16 protein-coding genes are annotated in these 23,843 nt (G+C 39.9%); 4 read left to right on the plus strand and 12 right to left on the minus strand.

Annotated features, from left to right (window positions below; all coding sequences use genetic code 11):
* Window positions 1-69 precede the first annotated feature (69 nt).
* The 8 genes from ACKPCE_RS00295 to ACKPCE_RS00330 form a co-directional block, all read right to left on the minus strand.
* Complete coding sequence (locus tag ACKPCE_RS00295; RefSeq protein ID WP_319503774.1) at window positions 70-1,542, minus strand: glycoside hydrolase family 32 protein; 1,473 nt, start codon at window positions 1,540-1,542, stop codon at window positions 70-72.
* A 14-nt stretch (window positions 1,543-1,556) separates the two neighbouring features.
* Window positions 1,557-3,692, minus strand: a complete 2,136-nt coding sequence (locus tag ACKPCE_RS00300; protein WP_308764054.1) for a glycoside hydrolase family 32 protein — start codon at window positions 3,690-3,692, stop codon at window positions 1,557-1,559.
* A 34-nt stretch (window positions 3,693-3,726) separates the two neighbouring features.
* Window positions 3,727-4,902: a glycosyl hydrolase family 28-related protein gene (locus ACKPCE_RS00305; protein ID WP_308764055.1), complete on the minus strand. Its 1,176-nt coding sequence runs from the start codon at window positions 4,900-4,902 to the stop codon at window positions 3,727-3,729.
* A gap of 66 nt (window positions 4,903-4,968) precedes the next feature.
* Entirely contained in the window at window positions 4,969-6,753 is a 1,785-nt protein-coding gene (locus tag ACKPCE_RS00310; protein ID WP_319503775.1) for a RagB/SusD family nutrient uptake outer membrane protein, read from the minus strand.
* Window positions 6,754-6,774: 21 nt separating this feature from the next.
* Entirely contained in the window at window positions 6,775-9,846 is a 3,072-nt protein-coding gene (locus ACKPCE_RS00315) for a SusC/RagA family TonB-linked outer membrane protein (RefSeq protein ID WP_319503776.1), read from the minus strand.
* Window positions 9,847-10,246: 400 nt separating this feature from the next.
* Window positions 10,247-12,721 (minus strand): glycosyl hydrolase 115 family protein, encoded by a 2,475-nt coding sequence (locus ACKPCE_RS00320; protein WP_319503777.1) that lies wholly within the window; start codon window positions 12,719-12,721, stop codon window positions 10,247-10,249.
* Between the two features lie 19 nt (window positions 12,722-12,740).
* Window positions 12,741-15,116, minus strand: coding sequence for a glycoside hydrolase family 127 protein (locus ACKPCE_RS00325; RefSeq protein WP_319503778.1), 2,376 nt, complete (start codon window positions 15,114-15,116; stop codon window positions 12,741-12,743).
* Window positions 15,117-15,155: 39 nt separating this feature from the next.
* On the minus strand, window positions 15,156-17,099 hold the full coding sequence (locus tag ACKPCE_RS00330) for a cellulase family glycosylhydrolase (protein ID WP_319503779.1): 1,944 nt from the start codon (window positions 17,097-17,099) through the stop codon (window positions 15,156-15,158).
* Between the two features lie 390 nt (window positions 17,100-17,489).
* Here ACKPCE_RS00330 and ACKPCE_RS00335 point away from each other — a divergent pair, with 390 nt between their 5' ends.
* Entirely contained in the window at window positions 17,490-17,648 is a 159-nt protein-coding gene (locus tag ACKPCE_RS00335; protein WP_276994939.1) for a YqaE/Pmp3 family membrane protein, read from the plus strand.
* A 70-nt stretch (window positions 17,649-17,718) separates the two neighbouring features.
* Here ACKPCE_RS00335 and ACKPCE_RS00340 read toward each other — a convergent pair whose 3' ends face one another.
* A complete protein-coding gene (locus ACKPCE_RS00340; protein WP_319503780.1) occupies window positions 17,719-19,131 on the minus strand; it encodes a DEAD/DEAH box helicase in 1,413 nt (470 codons plus the stop codon).
* 130 nt (window positions 19,132-19,261) lie between these two features.
* Here ACKPCE_RS00340 and ACKPCE_RS00345 point away from each other — a divergent pair, with 130 nt between their 5' ends.
* Window positions 19,262-19,444: a hypothetical protein gene (locus tag ACKPCE_RS00345; protein ID WP_319503781.1), complete on the plus strand. Its 183-nt coding sequence runs from the start codon at window positions 19,262-19,264 to the stop codon at window positions 19,442-19,444.
* Window positions 19,445-19,447: 3 nt separating this feature from the next.
* A complete protein-coding gene (locus tag ACKPCE_RS00350; RefSeq protein WP_319503782.1) occupies window positions 19,448-21,223 on the plus strand; it encodes a glycoside hydrolase family 9 protein in 1,776 nt (591 codons plus the stop codon).
* On the opposite strand, the gene ACKPCE_RS00355 is transcribed toward ACKPCE_RS00350, so the two are convergent.
* The 3 genes from ACKPCE_RS00355 to ACKPCE_RS00365 all read right to left on the minus strand — a co-directional run bounded on the left by ACKPCE_RS00355 (window position 21,200) and on the right by ACKPCE_RS00365 (window position 23,214).
* Window positions 21,200-21,622, minus strand: coding sequence for a hypothetical protein (locus tag ACKPCE_RS00355; RefSeq protein ID WP_319503783.1), 423 nt, complete (start codon window positions 21,620-21,622; stop codon window positions 21,200-21,202). The genes ACKPCE_RS00350 and ACKPCE_RS00355 overlap by 24 nt on opposite strands.
* Before the next feature lie 24 nt (window positions 21,623-21,646).
* The gene (locus tag ACKPCE_RS00360; protein WP_319503784.1) at window positions 21,647-21,778 is read right to left on the minus strand and encodes a hypothetical protein; all 132 of its coding nucleotides are present in this window, start codon (window positions 21,776-21,778) and stop codon (window positions 21,647-21,649) included.
* A gap of 1,133 nt (window positions 21,779-22,911) precedes the next feature.
* A complete protein-coding gene (locus ACKPCE_RS00365; RefSeq protein ID WP_277638793.1) occupies window positions 22,912-23,214 on the minus strand; it encodes a GNAT family N-acetyltransferase in 303 nt (100 codons plus the stop codon).
* A gap of 87 nt (window positions 23,215-23,301) precedes the next feature.
* Between ACKPCE_RS00365 and ACKPCE_RS00370 the strand changes: the two genes are divergently transcribed.
* Complete coding sequence (locus ACKPCE_RS00370; RefSeq protein ID WP_319503785.1) at window positions 23,302-23,838, plus strand: HEAT-like fold family protein; 537 nt, start codon at window positions 23,302-23,304, stop codon at window positions 23,836-23,838.
* The last annotated feature ends 5 nt before the right edge of the window (window positions 23,839-23,843 follow it).

Genomic DNA, 23,843 nt, shown 5'->3' on the forward strand with positions numbered 1-23,843 from the left:
TTTTTTGTTTCAAATCATATTAGAAATGTTACATTCACTATCAAAACAAATAATGCAAACAGGTTTCTATCATCTCCATACAGATTTCAGCATCCAAGCGTTCAACTCCATTTTTGTCCCTTCCTTTTGTGCGAAAAGTTCAATTCCGGTTTGAGCCTCACCCGGATAGGTTAACAACGTAAATACGTCTCTCCCATCATTAGCAAAAATTTCAATGCTTGATTTATCTACAAAAATACGCAAGCGAATTTTATTGTCAACCGGTTTTACATTGGCATACGTCATACGATCAAATTTGGGTATTGCAACATCAGCACAATGAGTACGGTCAATCACCAGATTATACGAATCCGTATCATAGCTAACAACCACTTTACGCCCTTCACCTACACATAAATTAAAGCCAAAGGTATTGGATATATCAGTAGAAAATGAAGTTTCAAGCTCATAAACATTCTCTCGGGGCACAAACTCAGATAATAACCGTGTTCCTACTGGAATAGTACGTTTCATGGAAACTTTATTATAACGAAGTGTTTGCAATTGTTCTATGGGCGTCTGAGTTAACCGAATGCCTTCTGAATATGTTTTCAATCTCAAACTACGAGGAATAGACCAGAATCCCTTCCCATATTTTGATGGAACTAACTGTGCATAGTCCCAAGTCGCAACCCATCCCATTGAGATTTTAGATTCTAAAGTTTCATCAAAGTCCTGAAAAGTACGGGATGCATAAAAGTCTAATCCTTTGTCCACATACAAAGGTTCCTTAGGATGATTTTCTATCAGTTTAAAAGAAACGCCGTCAAAATCTCCTATAAAATATTGTTCTCGCGCCCAGTTTACAGACACCACCATTACCCATTTCTTTTCCTTGGAGCTTCCGTCAACTGGCAATTGAAACAAATCTGGGCATTCCCAAGATTTTTCATTATCACCGGCAGGGCCAAAATCACTCATCCAAGTCCATTCTTTTAAATCAGGAGAAGTATAAAACTTTATTTTCTTTTCTAAAGCCTTAGCTACCACCATCACCCATCTCTGAGTAGGCTCGTACCAAAATACCGTAGGATCTCTGAACTCTGTACTCCATATATCCAAAATCGGATTACCTTCATAATAATGAAATATTTCCCCATCATGGCTAAAAGATATGCCCTGTGCCTGTTTTTTGGAGTCTTTCTCGAAAATCGTATAGGCTGCGACATAAGCTTCTTTTCCAAAACCTGCCGTGTTATTCTTATCAATAACAACAGAACCGGTGAAGTAGCTGATATTATGATCTTGTCCGGTCATCGCATAGGGAGTTATTTGTTTATAATGCACTAAATCTTTAGATTCCACCTTACCCCACCAAAACATATGATATTTACCCTGATAATATATAAAACCCGAAGGGTCTCCTATCCAACCTTTCTCAGGACTGAAATGAAACTGAGGGCGGTAATATTCTTTATATAAACTATCTGAACGCAATTGTGCTTTGACAGACAATGTTAAGCCCCATAACAAAAGCAGACCTAATATTTTGTAGTTTTTCATTCCGTATGTTTTTATTAAAAATTCATATGTACTTTTGCATCCTTTAAGTTCCAAACTTCGGCAGTAGCCTCAGTCGTATTTCCATCTGAAAACAGCTCTAATTGAGTACTATTTTTCTTTAGTGGAAAGATTCTTGTAGTAAAAGTGTCTTCATTATTGATAAACCCCTCCACCACAGAACCATCAATAAATAAATGAATCTCTACCGGATTAGCTTTATTCATCTGATAATGATCTTTGCGAATTTCAAGAGGAATATGAGCACGCTGAGAAGAATGCGTCTGATCTAAAACAAGCTCTTGCTTTTCCACATCGTAATAAATCATGCTAAATTCACTATTATCAGGATTCTTACATAATGTAAATCCGAAACGTTTTGCATCACCTGGATAAAAAGTCATCTTGACTTCAACTTGATGACTGTCTCTGCTTACAACATAGGGTTTTGTTGATGTTAATTTTCTTTTAGGATAAAGCATATATTTTTCACGCAAATGTTTCATTACGGGATGAGGATTCTGACATAATTTTCCATTCTTCAATTGCCACCTTCTGGGGATGCTGTAAAGATGAGCCCAGCCTTGTTCATAAGTCGCTTCTCCTCCTATTTCATCAGGTATTATGGCAATTGCAGCTACATCTCCTTCTGGAGTTTCTACTACAGAGGGAGACAACAGACGGTTGATTACTTCCAAATTTTGAGGGATTAAGTTATCAGGAATAAACTTTTCATTCTTAAAATCACCTATCCAATATTGACAACGTGCAGGTACACCATTATGAGGAACTCTATTCACTAAAAGCACGTATTTATTACCCATTTTTTTAAAAACCGGCATTTCCCAAAAAACACCAGAGTGATCAACCTCTGGATTTCCCTCAAACAACAAATGTACAAAGTCCCATTTTTTCAGATCTGCCGATTTGTAAAGTAACAAAGCCCCATGAGACGCATTTATTTTCTCAATACCGAAACCAATAATCATGTACCAAGTTCCAGCTTCTTTCCAAACATACTGATCACGCATATCTGTACGGGTATATTGAGTCGGTTTTTGGGCAATAACAGGGTTACCTTCATATTTTCTCCATTCGATGAGAGAACTGTCTTTTGGAAAAGCAAGCGCAACTCCCAATTTATCTCCACCAGCTGTATATATTAGTTGAGGAATATCATCATCATTGATTACTGCATGACCGGACCATATGCCATTCTTATCATATGCATTGTCGGGAGTCAAAGCAGGTTTTTCCTCCGTCCAATAAAGTAAATTAGAACTAGTAAAATGTCCCCAGTTGATTTGTCCCAAAAATATTGCGGAGGCATTTTTCTGATTAAAAATATGATATTTCCCTTTATAATAAAATAGCCCATGAGTTTCATTCGTCCAATTAGCAGATGGCAATAAATGATAACGGGGACGATTGAAATCTTTAGCAAAACGTATTTCAGGAATAGCCAGAACAGGACATTTCTCAATATGCTTCACAATACTTTCCTGCAATAAACCCACATCCACAGGCTTATCTGCAATTTCTATTTCATCAATCAACCCATTTATAGACGTAACATTATACATCCAAAGTTTTTTTTCGCGAAAATCACGGCCTACTTGAATCTGTATCTCATTACCTAATAAAAGCTCCTGCCAATAGTTACTAATTAACTTCTTGCCATTCAAATAAATGGCTTTACCATTTAAATCAAGCAGTAAATGCAACCATTTAAATGGTTTAATCTTAGTATCTAATGAGTAATATACAAAAGAAGAGTCTTTTCCAATTCCAATAGATAAATCACCAAAGCGATCTGTACTTACAGTAATTGAATTACCTAAAACATCTTGCACTCCTATAAATGTCGCAGTATCTGTAGGATAAGATTCTAAAGCAAACCAACCTGAAACTGATGAAACTGGCTGATTTATAATCGTTTCAAGATAAGTTGAATACCCGTCAGTTCGAACAGCTTTTCCAACAATACCATCTACAAACTCATGTGATTCCTTTACAGTATGCAAATTCAAAGAAAAGTTACCGTCATCTGATAATAGCGGATTTGTATTATCAAAAGACCATTTTTCTTGGGCTATAAGGGCTTTTATCGGAAACAAGAAACAAATGGTGAGAAAACAAAACAAATATTTCATACCATACATTTTTCTATATTTATAAATAAGATAGTTATTCCAAATTTACATTCTCATCTCTTTCTATCTTTATCTTATCAACAGGCACACAATTATAAATTTTAGCAGATTCGTTGACGAGAAACACTCTAGTACTATTCTGATTTTCAATCAACAAATTAGCGAAGGAGTTTCCCTTACCTGCTAATGAGTAGACTGTTACAGGATCAATAGATAAATTATTCCAATTACAAACAACAATATTTGAACTCAACATATTAAAATTCCCGGCAACACGTATTACTCCATAATCCTCATTATAACCCATGAGTTGGTTTTTGAAAATGTCAGCCAGCCAAAATATATTTCCATTTACAAGATTATGATTCCCATTAATATCTAACATCCCAACATAATAACTTTTAAAATTATTATTAGTAACATTTATCTTTTCACAGTTATCTAAAACCAGATTTTTGGAACCATCAGGATAAATATGATTATTTGTAAAAAGGAAGTTTGTTTGATTCACCAATTTGCATGTAATTCCTGACGGTTGGGCACCTAGTTGACAATTGGAAATCATATTCTGAATGCCATCAGTCATTTCTATTGAGTTTTGCACTTCACATATCCAGCTATCCTGAATCATCATTGCATCGGCTGACTTCACCCGAATGCCATAATTCAAATTAATTCCAATTAAATTGGATATTCGACATCTGTCATTATCATATTTCACATCAATTCCAATCCCGTTATTAGAAGCGCCGCCAGAAATCATTAAATCTTTTATTTCAACCCCACTAATCCTATTCTTAAGACCTCCGAGATTAGGCATAATCGGTATTAAAATAGCCGTATTTGCTCTACGCAATATGAGTTTACTACCACCGCCAGGGCCTAATAGTTTATGAATATCGACAACATCAATATTGCTTCTCATTCCCGTATTCAGTCCTCTTATTGTAACAAAACTCTTATTAACAATAATAGGACTATCAAGAACAAAGTCACCCTCCGGAATTACAATTACCCCACCGGATGGAGGTAAATCCTCTATCAATTTATTGATTATTGTAGAACAATCATTTTCGCCATCACCAATAGCACCATACTTAGTTATAATATATTCATGTCCTTCTTTATTTTCGGTTATATCCTCTGTATAATATTCATTTGTACAAGAAGATAAGCAAGCCAATAACAGCAAAAAAATATAATTTTTCATAGTATAATAGTTCTTAAGGAAGGGTGAACTTAATCAGTCAGCACACCCTTCCTCATATATCACATATTACTTAAACGAAGGGTATCCAGGGTTCTGTACATATTTCCCTTCAGAGAAGCCGTATTGATTGTTCGGTATTGGATAATACTCATCTTTACCTTTGGTGAACTGTGCATTTCCGTAATAAATACGATGGTCCTTTTCTGTCGTAATATAGCTATTGATCATTTGATCTGCTATACCCCAACGAACCAAATCAAAGAAACGTTCACCTTCTAACGCTTTCTCTAATCGGAATTCCCATCGAAGAGCCTTACGAGCATAATCTTGGTCCCACACCTCAGTAGGATAAGGATTAATTAAATAATTCGCTGCATATTTAGAATTATCACTAAAATTTTTTACGTAAGAGCTATTCCTTGCACGACTACGGATATTGTTAATTAATGTCCGGGCAGTCTCAAGATCAGTACCTTCGTTTAATTCAATCAAAGCTTCAGCTTTCCAGAGAAGGATATCTGCATAGCGAATTATTTGCCAATTCAATTGTGAAGCTCCCCAAGGCCAGCCTTGAAACATATCACTACTTTCCGGAGATACCCAAAATCGTTTTGCACAATTATAACCATATGTTTCCTTGTCACGTACCCAGCCCTCACAAGCTTTTTCCTTGTAAGTCTTCCAAGTTATATTCGGACGTCCTACTACGAAATCAAGTCGTGGGTCAACATTAGGAGTTGTATTTATTAAAGTATAATTGCCATTAGATAATACAGCCCAACTGTAATCTGCTTTTACTTGATAATTAAAATCGGGTAAACCATTCGCATCTGTTTGATATGCATTAATCAAATCTTGACTAGGCAAGAAAAAGCCATCACCACCATAAGGACTACCACCACCAGGTGAGTTCAACAAATTACTCCAATTAATACGACCGGCGCTTTCAGTACCATCATTCATAGAATATTGAATGGCAAATACAGATTCTTTGCCATTTTCATAAGCAACAAGATCTAATTTTTGGAAATCATCAAGTAACTCATAACGATTACTGGCCATCACCTGATCACAAAGAGTTGCTACTTCACGAAGTAATGTTTTGTTAATATTCACCACTGCATGCGTAGTTTCATCTTGTTCATATGCTTGGTATAATTTGATTTTGGCAGCATAAGCTAAAGCGATGTATTTGTGAATACGTCCCACTTCTGGTTGAGATGTAGGAAGCTGTTCTGCTGCATCAAGCATTTCTTGAGCCAATTTATCCAATATTTCATCACGTGTAAATTCATTATTAGAAATTTCTGGATATTGAGAAATATCAACATTCTCATCAAAATAAGGTATTTTATTGAAAAGGCGACTCAATTCAAAATAATAGTGAGCACGAAGAACCTTCATTTCAGCAATGCGAGATATACGACCACTTACTTGTTCATCTGTAGCAGCATTTAACACACGTAAAGCAGAGTTACAACGCTGTACGCTACAATATAAGTGATACCACTTACTATCAAGAAAACCATTAGTGGCATCCATATCAAAGATTTCCATCCGATGAACTTCGTTAAGATCACCGACTCCTCCGCCTCCTTTATAAGCGTTATCTGAACGTACTTCTCCATATGTCCAGTTAGAAGTAGGATGGCACCACACACTCCAGCTTTGTCCTTCAGGGCCTCCAAGAGCGGCATATGCAGCATTAACAAGAAGATCGGCCCCTTCGGTTGAAGTCATAATATTTTCATTCAAGCTACCTTGAGGTACCAGATCCAAAAAGCTATCTTCATCGCAGCTTACAGTCATCAACGCCAAAGCGCCAAGCATATATATATATTTAAATTTCATAGTTATATTCTTTTAATGAGTTTAAAAACCAAATGATAATCCTAAAGAAAATGTACGAGGCAAAGGATAAGGATAACCCAAACCTTCGGGATCAGCCCCTTTATAACCGGTAATCGTAAACAAATTCTGAGCTTGGAAGTAAATCCGGGCATGATGTAACTTCATTTGATTAAGAAGTGATTTTGGTAGTGAATAACCTAACGTCAGACTTTTCAGTTTGATATAAGAACCATCTTCAATATAAAACTCTGAAACTTCATGCTCATTATTGCTATTTAGAGTGGTCAAAGCAGGTACGTCGCTATTGTATAAGCCGGTTTTTTCAAAGTTTTCATAAGCGTGCATGGCATCAAGTAGACGAGTGGAGTGATTACCGCTCCAGCATTGAAACAAATCCGTATAATATTTAGAATTATTGTAAGCATCACGAATCATACCATTAAAAAACATATTAAGATCAAATCCTTTCCAAGATGCGCCGAGTGTAAGACCGCCAATCACTTTTGGATTATCAGATCCCAACCATACGCGATCATTGGTATTAATGTCACCATCACCGTTAGCATCTACATACTTTATACGTCCCACACCTGGAGCTCCAAATTGAACATCATATTTAGACTTGTATTCGTTCACTTCCTCTTGAGTGCGAAATACGCCATCTGTTTTGAACCCCATCCAAGAGCCAAATGACTCTCCTACCAACGTTTTATCAACACCGTTACCTCCTCCATAAGTATAATAAATATCTTCAGTCAGATCAGTAACTTCATTCTTATAATAAGAGAAATTGACATCTACATTATATTGAAAGTCTTTAACTTTATCTCTCCAACTTAAAGACATTTCCAAACCTTTATTACTCATTGTACCACCATTGTACCAGCAATATCCTCCCTCACCAATTACTGCGATATATGGTTTTTCTACCAGCATATCACTTGTCTTCTTATCAAAATAATCAAGTGATACAGCCAAACGATCATTCAAAAGAGTGGCATCTACACCTACATTGATTTGTCTTGTACTTTCCCATTTCAAATCAGGATTAGTAGATCTTACCTTATATCCGCCCGGAGCAAGCGTTGTGCCGTCACCGTTAATGTTATAACTTGCATTTTTCAGGCTGATAAGATATTTGGTATATGGAGCCTCATTATCAATAATATCATTGCCATTAATACCCCAAGATGCACGAAGCTTCAAATCGGTTAACCATGTTTTGGTAGATTCCATAAACTTTTCGCTCGTGATACGCCATCCCGCAGAAACAGAAGGAAAATAATCAGCATTATTACCTTTAGCTAAACGAGAAGAAGCATCGCGACGTAGCGTAACAGATGCCAGATAACGTCCTTCATAATCATAATTAGCTTTACCGAAATAAGAGACCATGCCATAATTTGATGCGCTAGCACCCACATTCTTACCAGCAGTTACTCCATCAAGATAAATATAATCTTCATTTTCTACTGCCAAACCTGTTCCATAGCCAAACATTGATTCCGAATGATTCTTTTTGGCTTCAGTAGCAACCAGAGCAGTTAAGTTATTTTTACCAAAAGATTTAGTATATGTAGCCGTATTCGTCCACACCCAATCAATTCTCTTGTTAGTAGATTGAGTCAACTTGTTTACTGCATCACGCGCCCATGCAGGCTCAAATGTTTTATTAGTTTCATCATAGTAATTCATTCCAAAATTGGTACGCAGCACCAAGTTCTTTATCGGTTCTATTTCAAGGAATGCATTTCCAAAGATACGCCAATAATTGTGTTTGTTTTGTTTTTCATTTTCAAGCAAACGAGCCATATTTGGAGCATCGCCTAAAACATCATTAATCGCATCATTATAACCGCCATTTTCGTCATAAACGGTTTTGGCTGGGTGCTGCTTAATGGCATTTTCATCCACGCCACTCGGGCTAAGAGTTTGTGTCCACCGATTAATAGCTACATTCTCACCTATACGCAACTGGTTATTAAAAAAATTATAATTTGAACTGATGCGAGTATTGATACGTTGAAAATTTGTATTCTTTACAAGACCATCGTGATCAAGATAGTTCAATGCTAATGAAAAAGAACCGTTATCAGACCCTTTTGAAAGTGTAGCACCATAATTTTGCATCAAAGCAGTACGATAAATTACATCTCTCCAGTCAGTATCTGCAGCATGAACTTTCACATTATTCAACCCAATATAATCCTGAAGCTGAGGAGTTGAGCCATTACCATAAATTTCGCTACTTGGTGTAGCGCCATTATTTGCATATTTGTAAGCTTGCCAGTAAACTTGCCCCCACTCGTCAGCATTCAACATATCAAAACCACATTGATAAGTCTGCATCGTAAGTGACATATCAAAATCCACACGAGTTTCACCACTCTTCGCACGTTTAGTAGTAATGATTATGACACCATTAGCAGCTTGTGCACCATAGATAGAAGCAGAGGCTGCATCTTTTAAGACCTGTATAGACTCAACGTCATTCGATGAAAGAATAGAAGATATATTTTCACGAGTCATTACTCCATCAATCACGTAAAGAGGAGAATTCGCATCACTGCGAAAAGAGGACTTTCCACGAATTAATGTAGAAGTGTTTCCACTACCCGGGGTGCCATCTACCGTAATGTTCATGCCTGCAACTCGACCTTGTAAACTTGATAATACATTACCGGTCGGGATATCGGCTACATCTTTCATTTTAACTACAGCAACGGAACCCGTTAGACTAGCTTTTTTTTCAGACATATAGCCAGTAACCACTACTTCATTCAGCATTCGTGAGTCTTCTGTCAACTCAATACGAAGTGTTGGCTTAGCTCTCAATGTCACAGTCTGATAACCAACGTAGGATACAGATAAAGTAGCTCCAGAAGCTACAGAGAGATTAAAATTTCCATCAAGATCAGTTATAGCCCCGTTACTATTGGAGCCCAGTTCTAACACAGAAGCACCGATGATTGATTCACCGGTCAATTTTTCAACGACTTTACCTTTCACTTGGATTCGCTGGGCAAACAAGGTAGTGCCCGTTAAGAGAAGCACAATTAATGTGCAAAGTCTGAGACTAATGTTTTTCAACATGCTTACGTAGTTTAAAGTTAATAAAGAATCTGTTCTTCAACCCCAAAGTGGGTTTTGACATCGGCAAAAGTAGTGCAAACAGTCTTTCACGAATATAACAAATGTTTCAAATGATAAGATTCTTGATACAGGTTCATTAATTTATCTATCATTTAATGATAATCTTGGTGAGATGCATAAAATTACATCATCAAAAAACAAATCAAAAGTTATATTTCAAGGAAAAGGGGCATAGCTATTAGAAGGGAGACAGACTTTGATAAATCTTTGTGGTCCCACTTTTATTTGATTCACAGAAGGCAAAGTAAATGAGATGAATAGTATTGATCTAATTTTTGTAGAACTAGAAAGTTATTATCTTTTAAAGAACATTTTTTCTACACACACACTATGACGGCAATCACCAATTACCAAAATAGCTGTAACTGTTATTATCCGGATTAACGACGATTTGTTCTACAACAATTTCGGGGTCAATCATTATGATCTTCAAAGTGTGCTTACCCGGTTGGGTTGAAAATGAAACATCAAGCCAACGAATATTGTCAAACACTTCGTCACGACGAGGCAACTGACGACCATTCACAAATCCGCTAAGCGAGAGTTGGCTGCGTGAAGGAAGTGGTTTAAGCACCTTCGACACGGCAAGATTCTGTTTGGTATATTCAGAGAACGTATCTACCAATCCACGTCGAGCATCAAGTATCTGCATGGGTTGATCATCAAGCTGTAAGCCTATCCGAAGACCACGAGCGGGGTAAATATCTTGTGTGGGGAGAATACCAATGGCAACCTGTCCGGTACTCAGGTCTACCTCGTATTCCAAAGTTGCACCTTTGCCTGTTTCATCACTCTTTGCCAACACATTATCTATACCCATACAACCATCACCTCGGCCCAGATCGGGAAGGAATATCCATTTGGCGTCTTGACCATCTGTTTTGTTGGTGTATTGGTATGCAGAGATAGAGTATTCCTTGGTATCTTCCTTGGGATAAAGACTGTGCTCAACCTTAAATCCCAAAGTCATCGGGTTGCGGTTCTTGTCCGGAATAGCCCATTGAGTATAGCCAATATGATTATCAAGTATCATGCCTTTCCACTTACCACCAGCCAATTCATTGTTATAATAGTCGGCAAGACGTTTATCTTTCTGCATCAGCAGTTCAATGGTAGCCGAATCGCCCAGCGTGGCGCAATTGTATATCATTGCCACACCGGCACTGGCAACGGCTGGATAATATACCAATTGATAGAAAGCATCTTGTGCTTCTGCCGGGATTTTATCCTTCAACGCATCACATCTGAGCACAAGCGACTGCCACAAATTGTTGGTTCGCATCATTTCTTCCATATTGAATATGCCCGGATATTGTACTTCTGCCTTTCTCCAAAGATTGTATTTGCTGTATTTACTTATAATATCAGCAACCTCACTCGCATACTCCTTTCCAAAGATGCTCTCTGCAAATTCTTCCTGATAGGCTTTCTCATCACCCGGTTGAATGGCATCCGGATTCCATGCATACTTCATGATGAAGTCAATAGGCATTTCCTTGGGTTTGAGATCACCAACATTGATAATCCAGATGCGGTCGAGTCCTGTCTTATAAGCCAGATTTAACTGCTGGCGAAGCTTTGGGACAGTGGTTGTATTTACCCAACGGTCATTCCAGGGGCCACCATTCATATCAATGTGATAGTAGAGTCCAAGACCTCCCTTGCGTTTACGTTCGAAGTCACGACCGATGCGGCGGATGTATCCCCAGTTGTTGTCGCAAAGAAGTAGTGTCACATCATCAGGTACAGTGAATCCGGCATCGTAATAACGCTGAACTTCAGTAAAGATGGCCCAAAGCTGCGGCACACTACTTGCCGGTTTTCCATAGACTTTGTTTATGATATTACGCTGACTGGCAATCACTTTCTTCAGTGTTTTCATATTGTCGGCATCATTGCCTGCTCCCATTGCCACATCGCCATCACCTCGCATACCCATAGTGATGATGTTTTCGTATGGTTTATTGCGTTCAATGCCTTCCGTAAAAAACTTATCCAGACGATTAGGGTTCATTGCATAATCCCATGGGCCAACAGAATCTTTGCGAGTGACGTACTCCTTATGGGCACGCATCATGGGTTCGTGGTGACTGGTTCCCATCACAATACCCATCTCGTCGGCCACCTTAGGAGAAAGCGGATCGTCTTCATTGAAACGGCTGTCCCACATGGCTGGCCAGAAATAGTTTGCCTTCAAGCGCAAAAGCAATTCAAAAATCTTGCTGTATGCTTTTGAGTTAATGCCACCGAAATGTGTGTTGCACCATGTTCCAAAAGAGGGCCATTCATCATTGATAAATATCCCGCGATATTTCACTGCCGGTTCGCCGTCAGTGTATTCGCCTCGACTAACGTATATACGATCATGTTTAGCAATGGGAGCATCGGCCATCCAGTACCATGGGCTCACCCCAATCTGGCGGGAGAGTTCATAGATACCATAGATGGTGCCACGCTTATCGGAACCGGCAATAATAAGTTTATCACCGTCGGTCGTGATGATGTACTGTTCCCACTTGCCTTTCAACGTCTTATTTATTTTGCTGTAAGATTTCAAATGCTTACTCTTACCAACGGTACCAATAACGATGTTGGCCTTGTCTGAACCGGTAACTGCCTTGAGATCATTTTGGAGATTGCGGATAGCAATTTTAACGCCTTCCCAATCATTGTCATCGTAAGTGATTGTCCCATTCGATGGACAAAGAAGAAAGCCGTCATTCACAGTATTAAATGACACAAATCTCTCCGCAGCCCGAGCGGTCAAAGAACAAAAACTAACAATCAAAAAGCTGAATACTACAATACGTTTCATAATATATCATTTAGTTGGGTTATTTTTCAAGTAATCGTACTCCATAAATCTCACCAATCTGCTTACCCTGACGGGCTACAAACTTAATGCGCACCTGTGTCTTGTCTTTGAGTACCGATGAGGGGATATCGTATGTTTCGGTTTTGAATTCCGAGATGCGATATTTGCCGGTGTTGTTGACCGACTTAACAAGCACATCGTCAATAAAGATGTCGAACTCATGGGTTTTCCATTCGCCCACACCCCAGTATTTGAGTTGCAAGTCCAGATCGGTTTTACCCCCTGTCTGCATCAGGTAACTGAAATAATGACCATCACGGGCATCGCGATAAAAAACATCATTGGTATTGCCGGTGAAAGAGTTGTCTGTCTCCATCTTGTGATCGGTTTCCGGTTGTTGCTCTCCCGGTTGAACTTTATCGATGGTGCGCGCCTCCAGCAGTTGGCGTTCTTCCTCCTCCTTGGCTAGTTGAGCTATGTATTCCTTATAATTCTTCTCCGTAAGGGCCAGCCAATACATCATGTAGCGACTATCATGTATCTCAAAAAATGGTTGCAATTCATTATCTATAGCATTCTCCATGCGGGTAGAAAGACGGAAATGCAACGGTTTACCGGGTATAGGGGTAAGCTGAGTGGCAATAGACTCAATATCGTTATTAATCAGAATCGGAGCCTTGTCGACAGGTAACTTCTTACCACTGGCATACTGACCGAAGCGACTGTCGTCGGCCACCAGGCGTGCAAGATCTTCCGTACCGGTTTTCATTCCGAGAAGAACAGGACCGTGCATGATGGCAATGTACTGCGGCGTGTTTGGCAGATATTTTATGCTGTTGTGCATCGGAAATGTAACATCAACCACATCACCTTTCTTCCATTGACGATCTATGCATACGTATGATGAAGGACCGGTGATGAGTGTTACCGGCTTGCCATTCACGCTGACCTTGAAGTCACCCGGCTTCACCCAACCCGGATAACGAACCAGTAGTTTGAACTGTCCCTTACCTTTGGCGATGGTAATTTTACTTGTTTCATCGTATGGAAAGGCTGTTTCCTGACGAAGGACAACACCTTTTGCCTTCCAATTAAGCTCAGAGGCTGTAAATAAATTCACATACAATGCATCGTGGCGGGAAGTATAAATAAATTGTCCATACTTGCCATGATTTTCCATTCCCGTACCCACGCAGCACCACATGGCTTCGTTGGGAGCAGAATAGTTACGATAATGACGTGGACGGGCAGGTGTGAAATAAACATATCCCCCGTGTTCCGAATGTTGAGTAGAAAGGATGTGATTAAAGGTTGCCAGTTCATAATAATCAGCATATCGGGCTTCCGGGTTGCGACGGTGAAGATCTTCCGTCAGCTTCAACATGTTATTGGTATTGCATGACTCGGGACCATCAATGTCGTTGATGAAGTCGGTGCATGCTTCCTTGCTTGGAAAATGCTCGCGACGACTATTCCCGCCAAAGGCCAGGGAACGTTCGCCGGTCACAATGTCCCAAAAGAAAGAGCCCGCAGCATGATACGTTTCATCACCCGTCAGTTCGGCAATGCGCTCAAAGCCAATAGCTTTTGGTACTTGCGTATTGGCATGCATATTATCAAGGCAATCTTGCCGCTGCGACATGGGAGTAAGGAGTTTCTTGTGAGAAAATCGCTTGGCACAGTCAATGTACTTCTTATCATGAGTAATGGCATAAGCATCGGCAAGTACCTCATTCATACCACCATGCTCGTTGCCCAGCATTTGTTCCATCTGTTCATCACTCAAGGAAGAGGTGATGTTAACAGCCCAATCACTGAACTCAAGGAAGAGTTGTTTGGCCTGTTCGTTACCGCAATAGAGCCAAGCATCACGAAGTCCGGCATACATCTTATGAAGATTATAGAACGGAGCCCACGAACCAAAATAAGTAGAGAAGTTTCCTGTTTTGAAAGTAGACCAAAGCTTGTCGCTATGAGGGAATCCGCCCATGTAACCGTTGCCCCACTCGGGATGATTTTTCTTGTTTGCCTCGGCACATTCAGCAATCTCGGCAATCATGTATTCCATCCGCTTGCGGCACTCTTCATGACCGGTAGCCGCGTTGATAGCCATAGCTGTGAGATAATGCCCACCCACATGCCCGTCCAAACCATCCCAGTTTGGATAGGTCTTTCCCTTAGGAGCAAGCCCCGCTTCCTTGCGATAAGGAGCCAGCAACCGATCACAGTCGTACTGCAAAAGTGTCTTAATATTCAAATCGCAAGCTTTTTTAAGCGGACCATCGAGCAAGGTTACATCGCCAAGAGGAAATTCATCGGCATAAAGCTTATCTTGAGCGAAACTTGGCGCGCAAATCAAAACAAAAACAGAAACTAAAATACTTTTCTTATTCATGAGTCTTTTTATACTATATTATTTCTTCGTTGTCTCTACTTAATAATCAAGCAAAACCTTATCAATCACAATCGGTTTATCACCTGTTGACCAGAAACCAATGATATACAAATGTGACGGATCTATTGTAAGCCCATTCTTATCCTTCATGTTTTGCAAGTCGACCACCACCTTACGTGAAGATCCGAAATCATACGTAGCCGAATCCGTCCAATAGCTGGTTTTATCAAACAAACGGAAAGAAACACTGGACTGATTATCATTGCCCAATTCTATTGTTAAGGTTTTGAAAGCCGATAGGTTCAGTCCGTTAGCATACTCCCAGCCTCCAAATCCATACTTTCCGGTTACTAAGGTGCGCGTACCTTCGTCAAACGTTCCCTTTTCCCAGATGGAAGGGTTGAACATGGCAGCCGTCAAGGGGAAAGGCGTAATGACATTGACAGTGAGAACCAACTGTTTAGTGACTCCTTTTGCGGAAGTATAAGAAATGGTCACTTGAGCCTGCCCTTCTTTCACCGCAACCATTTTACCGGCATTATCTACTTGAAGCACAGCAGAATTACTACTGCTGACGGATGATTTCGAGGTAACAACCCGAGTAGTTCCATCAACATATAATGCTTTCACTATAAAACTCTTGCTGTCGCCCATTCGGATACTTAAGCTGTTAGTGACGCCGGCAACTTGCAGACTGTTCAAATCGCCTTCGGCTGGTGCTTCACCCGCATACTCCTTAAACCAATGATACACCGGCCACGGACACGCTTCGGGGTCATTGAGAAATGCATAATTTCCTTCCGTTCCGGCTACATTTTTAAATTGAGCCAACAAGTGAGGGCTTGTGAAAAGCAACCAACTGGCATTGCCTGTTCGATCCATGATATACTTGAAATTAGCGCCGAATCCGGTTCCACCCACTTCGCCCGTGATACTCTTTCCCCAAGAAGAATTATACTTTTCGGGGGCCCAGTCCATTTCAGTAATCATAATAGGGGCAAAATTAGCAACCGGCATCACCTGTGCATCCCATCCTCGTTGGAATCCATCATATCCGCCACCCATCACACCACCTAGTTCGGCGCTGGGCGATTGAGCATCGCTGCCGTACCAACCGGGGTAAACATGTACGGCATAACCAATATTCTCTCCTTCAATCGGGTACGTGGCATAGCCGCTGTAACTGGACTGATAAGATAAGCCCGGCACCCAGATAATATTCTTCGCTCCGTTAGTTCTTACTTTATCGGTAATAGTCTGGAAATAGCTCTTGAGATTCATGAAATGTCCGCTACCCGTTCCAGCATACGTACCGTCGGGCCCCAGAATATGAATGGGTTCGTTGGCCAACTCAAACATAATATCCATATTATTCTTTATATCAGGATGTTTGGATACAATGTTCCACAACGTGAGCAGAAATTTCTGGTAGTCATCGCCGACCGCAATTTTTTCGGGGGCAACTCCGGGCGGGCGCATCACGATGTATAGTCCTTTCGAGATAGCATATTTGGCCATGGGAATAAATAGTTCGTCGAGATACTTTTGGAAGCGTGCAGACGAAAAGCGTTCGTGCCCTTCATAGCGCACTGATTCCTTACTCGTATCATCACTCCAATAAGGATCCAAGTGCATACGAATAAAATTGAATTTCCAACCGGCCGACTGCATCTGGTCAATCAAGCGTTTGTTGTAACTTAAACAACCCGATACATCGTAGTTATTCCAAGCATTCTGATTAAAATAAGGGCTGTAAGTCTGGGCAAAGCCATGCAGATTAACGATTTCGCCTTTGTTATTCTTCAAGTACCGCCCCACTACCGTCAAAACCGGCAAAGCCGATTCCTCATCTGTCGTTTCTTCTTCGGGCGTGGTTGGATTCTCCTTGGGAGGTTCTTCTGCTACTGGTGCCGTATCGTCGGAGCATGAACTTAGCATGCCCACTAAAAGTAACATCACGAAAAATTTCAGGTTGCGTTTCATAGTATTTTATTGATAACAATTTGACCATACAAAAATAGGAATAACCCACACAGTCACAAGCCTCTTACTGAAACGCATTTATTTCGTGATGTTACATTTGTAGTTTGTTATGTTACATATGCCTACACGTATGTTACATCTGTAACATAAAAGAATTAATTCTTATTGAGTTCTTTTATTTCATTAGGAGAATATCCGTTCAGGTACCAACGTGGCGAATGGTTAGAGTAATTAATAAAATGAGTTCTTCTTAGTCATAAAATATACCTGAGTCAACATTATTTTGTGCTATTGTTTAAATAACTATATAAAATTGTTTTATATCTTTGTGAACACTCAGGTATATAATTATATGCATGGAGTAAACTGAACACCCTAAAAAACGAGTCAATGTCTTTATTCAGAGTTATTTTATCTATTATATTCCCTCCTCTTGCTGTGATCGACAAGGGTTGCGGTTCCGTGCTGATCGTGTTCATTCTTACATTGGCAGGATGGATTCCGGGCGTTATAGCAGCGCTTATCATCATCAATGGTTCAAAAAAATAAGGCTCGTAAAACCCAATCAAGTTCCATCATTTTCTACCTCGAGGTAAAAAAGGCCAAATGGTATTATATCTCAAATTAGTCCATTATCTTTTTTGATGTGATACCACATACCTTCTTTGGGAGAATCCGGCAATGAGCCAAGTCTATTCTGAATGTACTTTAAATGTATTAAATTCAATACCCGGTCTGTATCCGATAAAAACTCTTCAAATTTATAAAAAGCAGATAATGGTTTATATCCTTTATTTAATGCAAAGCCTAGAAAATCTTCAAACTGCAATAAATCCTCAACTTCGTCGGTCAGTTCAATCAATTCCATCCCCTCAATCTCCAACGGAATGTGGGCTTCTCTGATTACTCCCATCTCATCAACAGCCGCTACCATAGGATCTTGATACGCATTGCGTTTGCGTATTTTTTTCTGATCCAATCTCCAAATCCGGTCTTGCTGGCAAAAGCCATGCTCCAGCCACAGACCGGCATTATCAAGAACAATGCCTTCCTTTTTGCCTGCACAAGGGCGCATACATCTTCCTACTTGCTGTAAATACAACGCTAATGATTTGGTAGGACGAGCCAATTGTACGACTTCACAATCGGGTACATCAAACCCTTCGGACACTATATCAACGTTACTCAAAACCATAGTCTCTCCATTCCTGAAACGCTGTAATATTTGTTCACGTTCCTTCTTCGGAGTATTAGCGTCAATGTGTTCTGCCGAGATTCCTTCTTGCTGATACCTTTGCACAATGAGTCTGCTATGTTCTATATTAACAGCAAAAACAATCATCTTTTTACCTTCAGCTTTACTATAATAGCTTTCTATCAGATCTGCCATCAGTTCGGAGTCTTGCATGAGTTCACCCAATTCGTCTTGAACGTAATCATTCATTTTAATATTGATGGATGACAAGTTGGGGGTTACACCTACAAAATGCTTCACTTTAACTAAATAACCATGAGAGACAAAGCCACTTAGTTGTCCGCAGTTAATAAGTATATCAAATAAGTCAGAAAATCCTTCACCGTTCATGCGAATAGGTGTAGCAGTAACTCCCAGAAAACGTGCTTCATAATAAATATCCCACAATTTTCTATAAGTTGCTGCTTTTGCATGATGGCATTCATCAATGATCACTATATCTGCCTTAGGATACTCTCTTCTTGACAAAGATTGTATCGTTGCAACTTGTACCTCTTTTGTTCTATCAGGTTTAATCTGTCCGGAAATGATTCCGGCATCTATTCCAAAACGTTGCAAACGGTCAATAATCTGTTCTACTAGTTCTTTCCGATGAACAACAATGAGTACATTCTTCTTTTTACGATGTGCACGACGCACAATTTCGGAAAAGACAGTTGTCTTTCCTGTTCCGGTGGGCATCTGAAACAAAACATTCATCAGATTGCGTGAAGTTGGATCCCAAGCATCGAATATGGATCTAATTCCCTCGATTTGGTATGGACGTAGTTCTATCAATTTTGTATATGTTTTAAGGGAAGAAAGAGAATTCATAGTATAATACATCCATACTTCCTTAATTATATAGCAAAGATACAAATTATTTATACTATTTTTGTAAAACTCAATCATTTAAACATCACTCACCATGGAACAGAAATGTAACGATTGCTCTTTGCGGGCAAAGTATGACAAGAATCCCAAATCATTCATGGGAAAGTTCTGGCGTTGGCACATCAATTTTTGTCCGGGTTGGAAAGCTTATTTCCAGTCACTTGACCCCGAAGAACAGGAGATGTTACGAACAAAGTATCATTTCAAAAAGTACTAAATAATGCGCATTACCTCTCTCCTTTCAATTTGTGCAGCGATTATACTCGGCTTTTCAGGATGTAGTTCGCAGAAAAACATCAGTGAAATCAAGCTGAATCAAGTGGGGTATTATCCGCAACAAGAAAAAGTGGCTATCTGGGAAGGGAAATTCTCCGGTTCTTTTAAGGTTATAGATGCCACCACCCGCGAATGGGTAATGGAAAACAAAGCTGGGGTGAACGTTGTCTCTCCCTGGAATGATAAAATACGCACTCAACTGGACTTGAGCCGAATTACCTATCCCGGCGAATTCATCTTGGTAGTGAATAATACCGAAGTTCCTTTCAGCGTGGCCAACCAAGCACTGAAACCTTTAGCACAGGCTGCTTTCAAAGCATTTTATTACCAACGAACCGGTATGGGTATAGAACAACCGTATGCCGGAATGTGGAGCCGACCGGCGGCTCATAACGACAATCGTGTGTTGGTACATGCCAGCGCAGCGTCTCAGTCGCGCCCCGAGGGCACCATCATCAGTTCGCCCGGCGGGTGGTATGATGCGGGTGATTATAATAAGTATGTGGTAAATTCGGCATATTCCATCGGATTGATTCAGGCTGTCTGCCAAATGATTCCCGATTACATGGCTTCACTCAAACTGGATATTCCGGAGAATACCAATAAGACTCCCGATGTGCTGGACGAGATGTATTATAACCTGAAATGGTTACTGACCATGCAAGACAGTGTGGACGGTGGTGTGTATCACAAATTGACAACTCCCGATTTCGAAGGGTTCATTAAACCGATTGATTGCAAGCAAACTCGCTACGTGGTGCAAAAATCGGTAACGGCAACGCTGGATTTCGCTGCTGTAATGGCGCAGTCATCGCGTCTTTTTGCCGCTTTTCAGAATGATTATCCGGGCTTTTCGGAACGTGCTTTGCAGGCCTCCAGGCAAGCATTTGTATGGGCTCAAGCGAATCGTAATGCATTTTACAAACAAAACGAATTAAACGAAAAATACGATCCCGACATCAATACGGGGGCGTATGGCGATATTCATGCGGAGGATGAGTTTTTCTGGGCGGCCTCTGAGCTTTACCTCGCAACGGGAGAAAATGATTACTTGCAAGTGGCGCTGAAGTATGCACCTCAGGCGTATGCCGTTTCTTCGTGGGGTAACGTATCGGCACTGGGAATCTTCACTTGGTTAACGCCCGGTTTCTCGGTAAGTGAAGCGGCTGCGGAAACAGCAAGCCGACTTAAAGAGAGCTTGCTGGCGTATTGTGACCATTCAGTGAAAGCAGCAGAGCATTCTTGTTTCCACTCTCCATTCGGCAACAAACCCGAAGACTTTTTCTGGGGAAGCTTATCGGAAGGTTGTGCCAATCAGGCGTTGTCACTGTTAAGGGGGTATGCTCTCACGGCTAAAACCGAATATTTGCAAAACGCAATGCGTAACATGGATTATTTGCTGGGGCGCAATGCCACTGGTTACTGTTACGTAACGGGCGTGGGGACAAAGAGTCCGATGCACCCACACCACCGTTTATCGGCTTCCGATGAGGTTAAAGATCCTCTTCCCGGCTTCCTGGTGGGTGGTCCTAATCGCGGCAAACAGGACAAAGCGGAAGTAAATTATGCATCAAACGCACCAGACGAATGTTATTCGGACACCGAACCATCGTATGCATCCAACGAAATTGCCATAAACTGGAACGCTTCTCTGGCTGCTTTGGCCGCTTCATTGGATGCCATATTAAGCGATAAATTAGAGAAGTTCATACGTAACTGATAAAGTTATATTCTCCTCGCTTGTTTTAGGAATAATATAAGCTAAACACCAAGGCTCCATGACCGCAGCAATGTTTTTATATACGTGAATAGCGAACATATATTTATTATCTGTTTTCAAAATCGTTTTCTCAATGCTTCTTATCCCTGATGTGGAAACACCTTTGACTAACAATAAAGTATAGTTCTTAAAATCAACGGCTTTTGCATTGGGAAAATTGGAAAAAACCCTTTGAAATTCAACCTTATCATTAATTAGTACAGCCTTATCTGCCTCAATATTTAAATCCAAAGCACCAGCCTTGGCCGGTAACTCGTATTCCTTATAAATAAAATCCTCAGATTCGCTATCACAAGCGCACATACAAATCAACATTAGTAAGGATAAAATAGTTTTCATAATTTACTCAATTTATATAAATACTTACAATCGTCTTCTAGCTCCCAATACGGCATTATATGCATCAATCAATCCGTGTCCCATCTCTCTATTCCATGTGCAATTAAGTCTACCGAACACCGTTGTATAAGAATAGCCATCAATAACTCTGTTCATTATTTACTTTTACTAATTCAAATATATATATTTATTAGCAATATAGAAAACATAAAACACAGTCAAACAAACAATTACAGTCATTTACTTACAGTATGTTTTTGTTCACTAACATTCAACACACCGATATTCAATATCATTTTATCATTTAATGAAATAATAATTACTTACTAACGAGACAATAACTAATTAATGTTAAGAACAAAACTATCTAATTTTTAGTATTTTAATGGTGACCAAACTATTAATATACAGTTCAAGGTAGAACTATGTAAGAATCAAAGAGGATAAAAAAGTTCAGTTGACCACGTAGTAGAACTAATTTTACAAATTCACCCTTTGACATCATGAATCAGACAAATCTTGTCAAGAGCAGTTTTATATATTATTAACCAATAAACCGGGAACCAACAAGGAGCAGCAAGACTTTGGTAAAACATAACCAACTTTTTGAAAAACATAACCGACTTTTTCAAAAAGATAACGAGCAATTTTAAATCATAAACCGTCTTTTGGTTCGGGAGAAACCGTCTTACGGCCATAACACGGTTTCTCAGGAACCTTTTGCTACCGTGCTCACCGACGCGAGACACCGTGTTAATGCAATAATAAACCGCTAAGACATAAAAAAAGGCAAGAGTATGAGCTCCTGCCTTTGCGCCTATAATAATTTGAATATACTATAAGATTATAAGTACAAAGATAATACATTATACTGTCAATTCCAAATCATTGTGGTTATTTTATTAGGTGTTATTACATTTTATGAGGAACGCAACAACCCATGTACAAGTATCCGTTGGCGGAATTCATGAAGTTAAAAGGGTTATGTCACGAATAAAAGTTCATTTGGGAGATGAATCAAAGCAAAAAAGACTGTTTATTATCAGAAAAGGCTCGAAATGAGCCAAACATCGACGAGATTTCAGTTAAATTGTAGTTAACGAATCTGTATACATTGTTAAAAGTGATGGATAGTGATAGTAAAACACCGTTTTTAGTGGTAGATATCTTTTACTATCACTACACTAAAAGCCCTTTCTGCAAAGGGTTTTAGTGTAGTTAGTGAGGGTAAGTGATGGTAAACCACACTTTTTTATTTTCTGGGAGGTGTGTCGCGTTAGCACCGGTTGCTAAAGAGCACAGCTTCCTTCACCTCCAAAGTCGGCACCGGTGGTTCCCTTGTATTCAGGATGCCGTTGCAGCCAAACAACAGCGTACGAACAGGTTGCAACAGGTTTGTATCCGTTTTCCAAGGCATAATCATACGTAGCCTTAACCAAGGCAGACGCAATGCCACGCCCTCCTATTTCTTCGGGAACAATAGTATGCCGAATGTCTAACGCTCCGTCGGCAAGTGCATAGGCTACGTAAGCCGTTACACCATCAACTTCAACACGGAACTTACTTTTTTCTTTATCATGTACTATATCCATAACTTTATATTTTAGGGTTCGCCCAAATATATAAAATTATTTTATATAACAAGTGCAGCCTAACAAAGTATTATTACCTTTGCTTGCATGAATCTGAAGACGCAACTATCCAAACGAATCGGCATGAACCAGGTGCGACAGCTGTTGCTTCACATCGGGGGAAATGAAAAGTCAATCAAAGAGCTGTATGGCTTAATCTTTGAGGAAGACGTTACCACTTCTTTCCAGGCTCTATGGGTGTGCACACACTTGAACGAGGAAGATAACCGCTTGCTGTTTGACAAACAAAACCAATTGATTGACTTGGTGATGAATTGCACGCATACGGGCAAGCGACGCATTTTGCTGAATGTGCTTTGTCGCCAGCCCGTTCCGGAAGAATTCAGAACCGATTTCTTAGACTTCTGCCTCGAAAGAATGATGTCGAAACAGGAATTGCCCGCCACACAAATGCTTTGCATGAAGCTGGCTTACGAAATGTGCCGACACATCCCGGAGCTGCTGCAGGAATATCGTAACCTGATAGAGATCATGGAGCCCGATTTATTATCACCCGCCGTGAGGGCTGTTCGTCGAAACATTTACAAGGCGATCACTAAAAAAAGAGGTATACTAAAACAATAACAAAG

Origin of the sequence: Bacteroides graminisolvens (assembly GCF_963666085.1) — a bacterium.
Taxonomy (GTDB): domain Bacteria; phylum Bacteroidota; class Bacteroidia; order Bacteroidales; family Bacteroidaceae; genus Bacteroides; species Bacteroides graminisolvens.

Bases quoted from the DNA above. Each gene is read 5' to 3' on its own strand.
- ACKPCE_RS00315 (WP_319503776.1), bottom strand. From the start codon at position 9,846: ATGTTGAAAAACATTAGTCTCAGACTTTGCACATTAATTGTGCTTCTC.
- ACKPCE_RS00325 (WP_319503778.1), bottom strand. From the start codon at position 15,116: ATGAATAAGAAAAGTATTTTAGTTTCTGTTTTTGTTTTGATTTGCGCG.
- ACKPCE_RS00345 (WP_319503781.1), top strand. From the start codon at position 19,262: ATGGAACAGAAATGTAACGATTGCTCTTTGCGGGCAAAGTATGACAAG.
- ACKPCE_RS00370 (WP_319503785.1), top strand. From the start codon at position 23,302: ATGAATCTGAAGACGCAACTATCCAAACGAATCGGCATGAACCAGGTG.
- ACKPCE_RS00320 (WP_319503777.1), bottom strand. From the start codon at position 12,721: ATGAAACGTATTGTAGTATTCAGCTTTTTGATTGTTAGTTTTTGTTCT.
- ACKPCE_RS00330 (WP_319503779.1), bottom strand. From the start codon at position 17,099: ATGAAACGCAACCTGAAATTTTTCGTGATGTTACTTTTAGTGGGCATG.
- ACKPCE_RS00350 (WP_319503782.1), top strand. From the start codon at position 19,448: ATGCGCATTACCTCTCTCCTTTCAATTTGTGCAGCGATTATACTCGGC.
- ACKPCE_RS00360 (WP_319503784.1), bottom strand. From the start codon at position 21,778: ATGAACAGAGTTATTGATGGCTATTCTTATACAACGGTGTTCGGTAGA.
- ACKPCE_RS00305 (WP_308764055.1), bottom strand. From the start codon at position 4,902: ATGAAAAATTATATTTTTTTGCTGTTATTGGCTTGCTTATCTTCTTGT.
- ACKPCE_RS00355 (WP_319503783.1), bottom strand. From the start codon at position 21,622: ATGAAAACTATTTTATCCTTACTAATGTTGATTTGTATGTGCGCTTGT.
- ACKPCE_RS00335 (WP_276994939.1), top strand. From the start codon at position 17,490: ATGTCTTTATTCAGAGTTATTTTATCTATTATATTCCCTCCTCTTGCT.
- ACKPCE_RS00365 (WP_277638793.1), bottom strand. From the start codon at position 23,214: ATGGATATAGTACATGATAAAGAAAAAAGTAAGTTCCGTGTTGAAGTT.
- ACKPCE_RS00300 (WP_308764054.1), bottom strand. From the start codon at position 3,692: ATGAAATATTTGTTTTGTTTTCTCACCATTTGTTTCTTGTTTCCGATA.
- ACKPCE_RS00295 (WP_319503774.1), bottom strand. From the start codon at position 1,542: ATGAAAAACTACAAAATATTAGGTCTGCTTTTGTTATGGGGCTTAACA.
- ACKPCE_RS00310 (WP_319503775.1), bottom strand. From the start codon at position 6,753: ATGAAATTTAAATATATATATATGCTTGGCGCTTTGGCGTTGATGACT.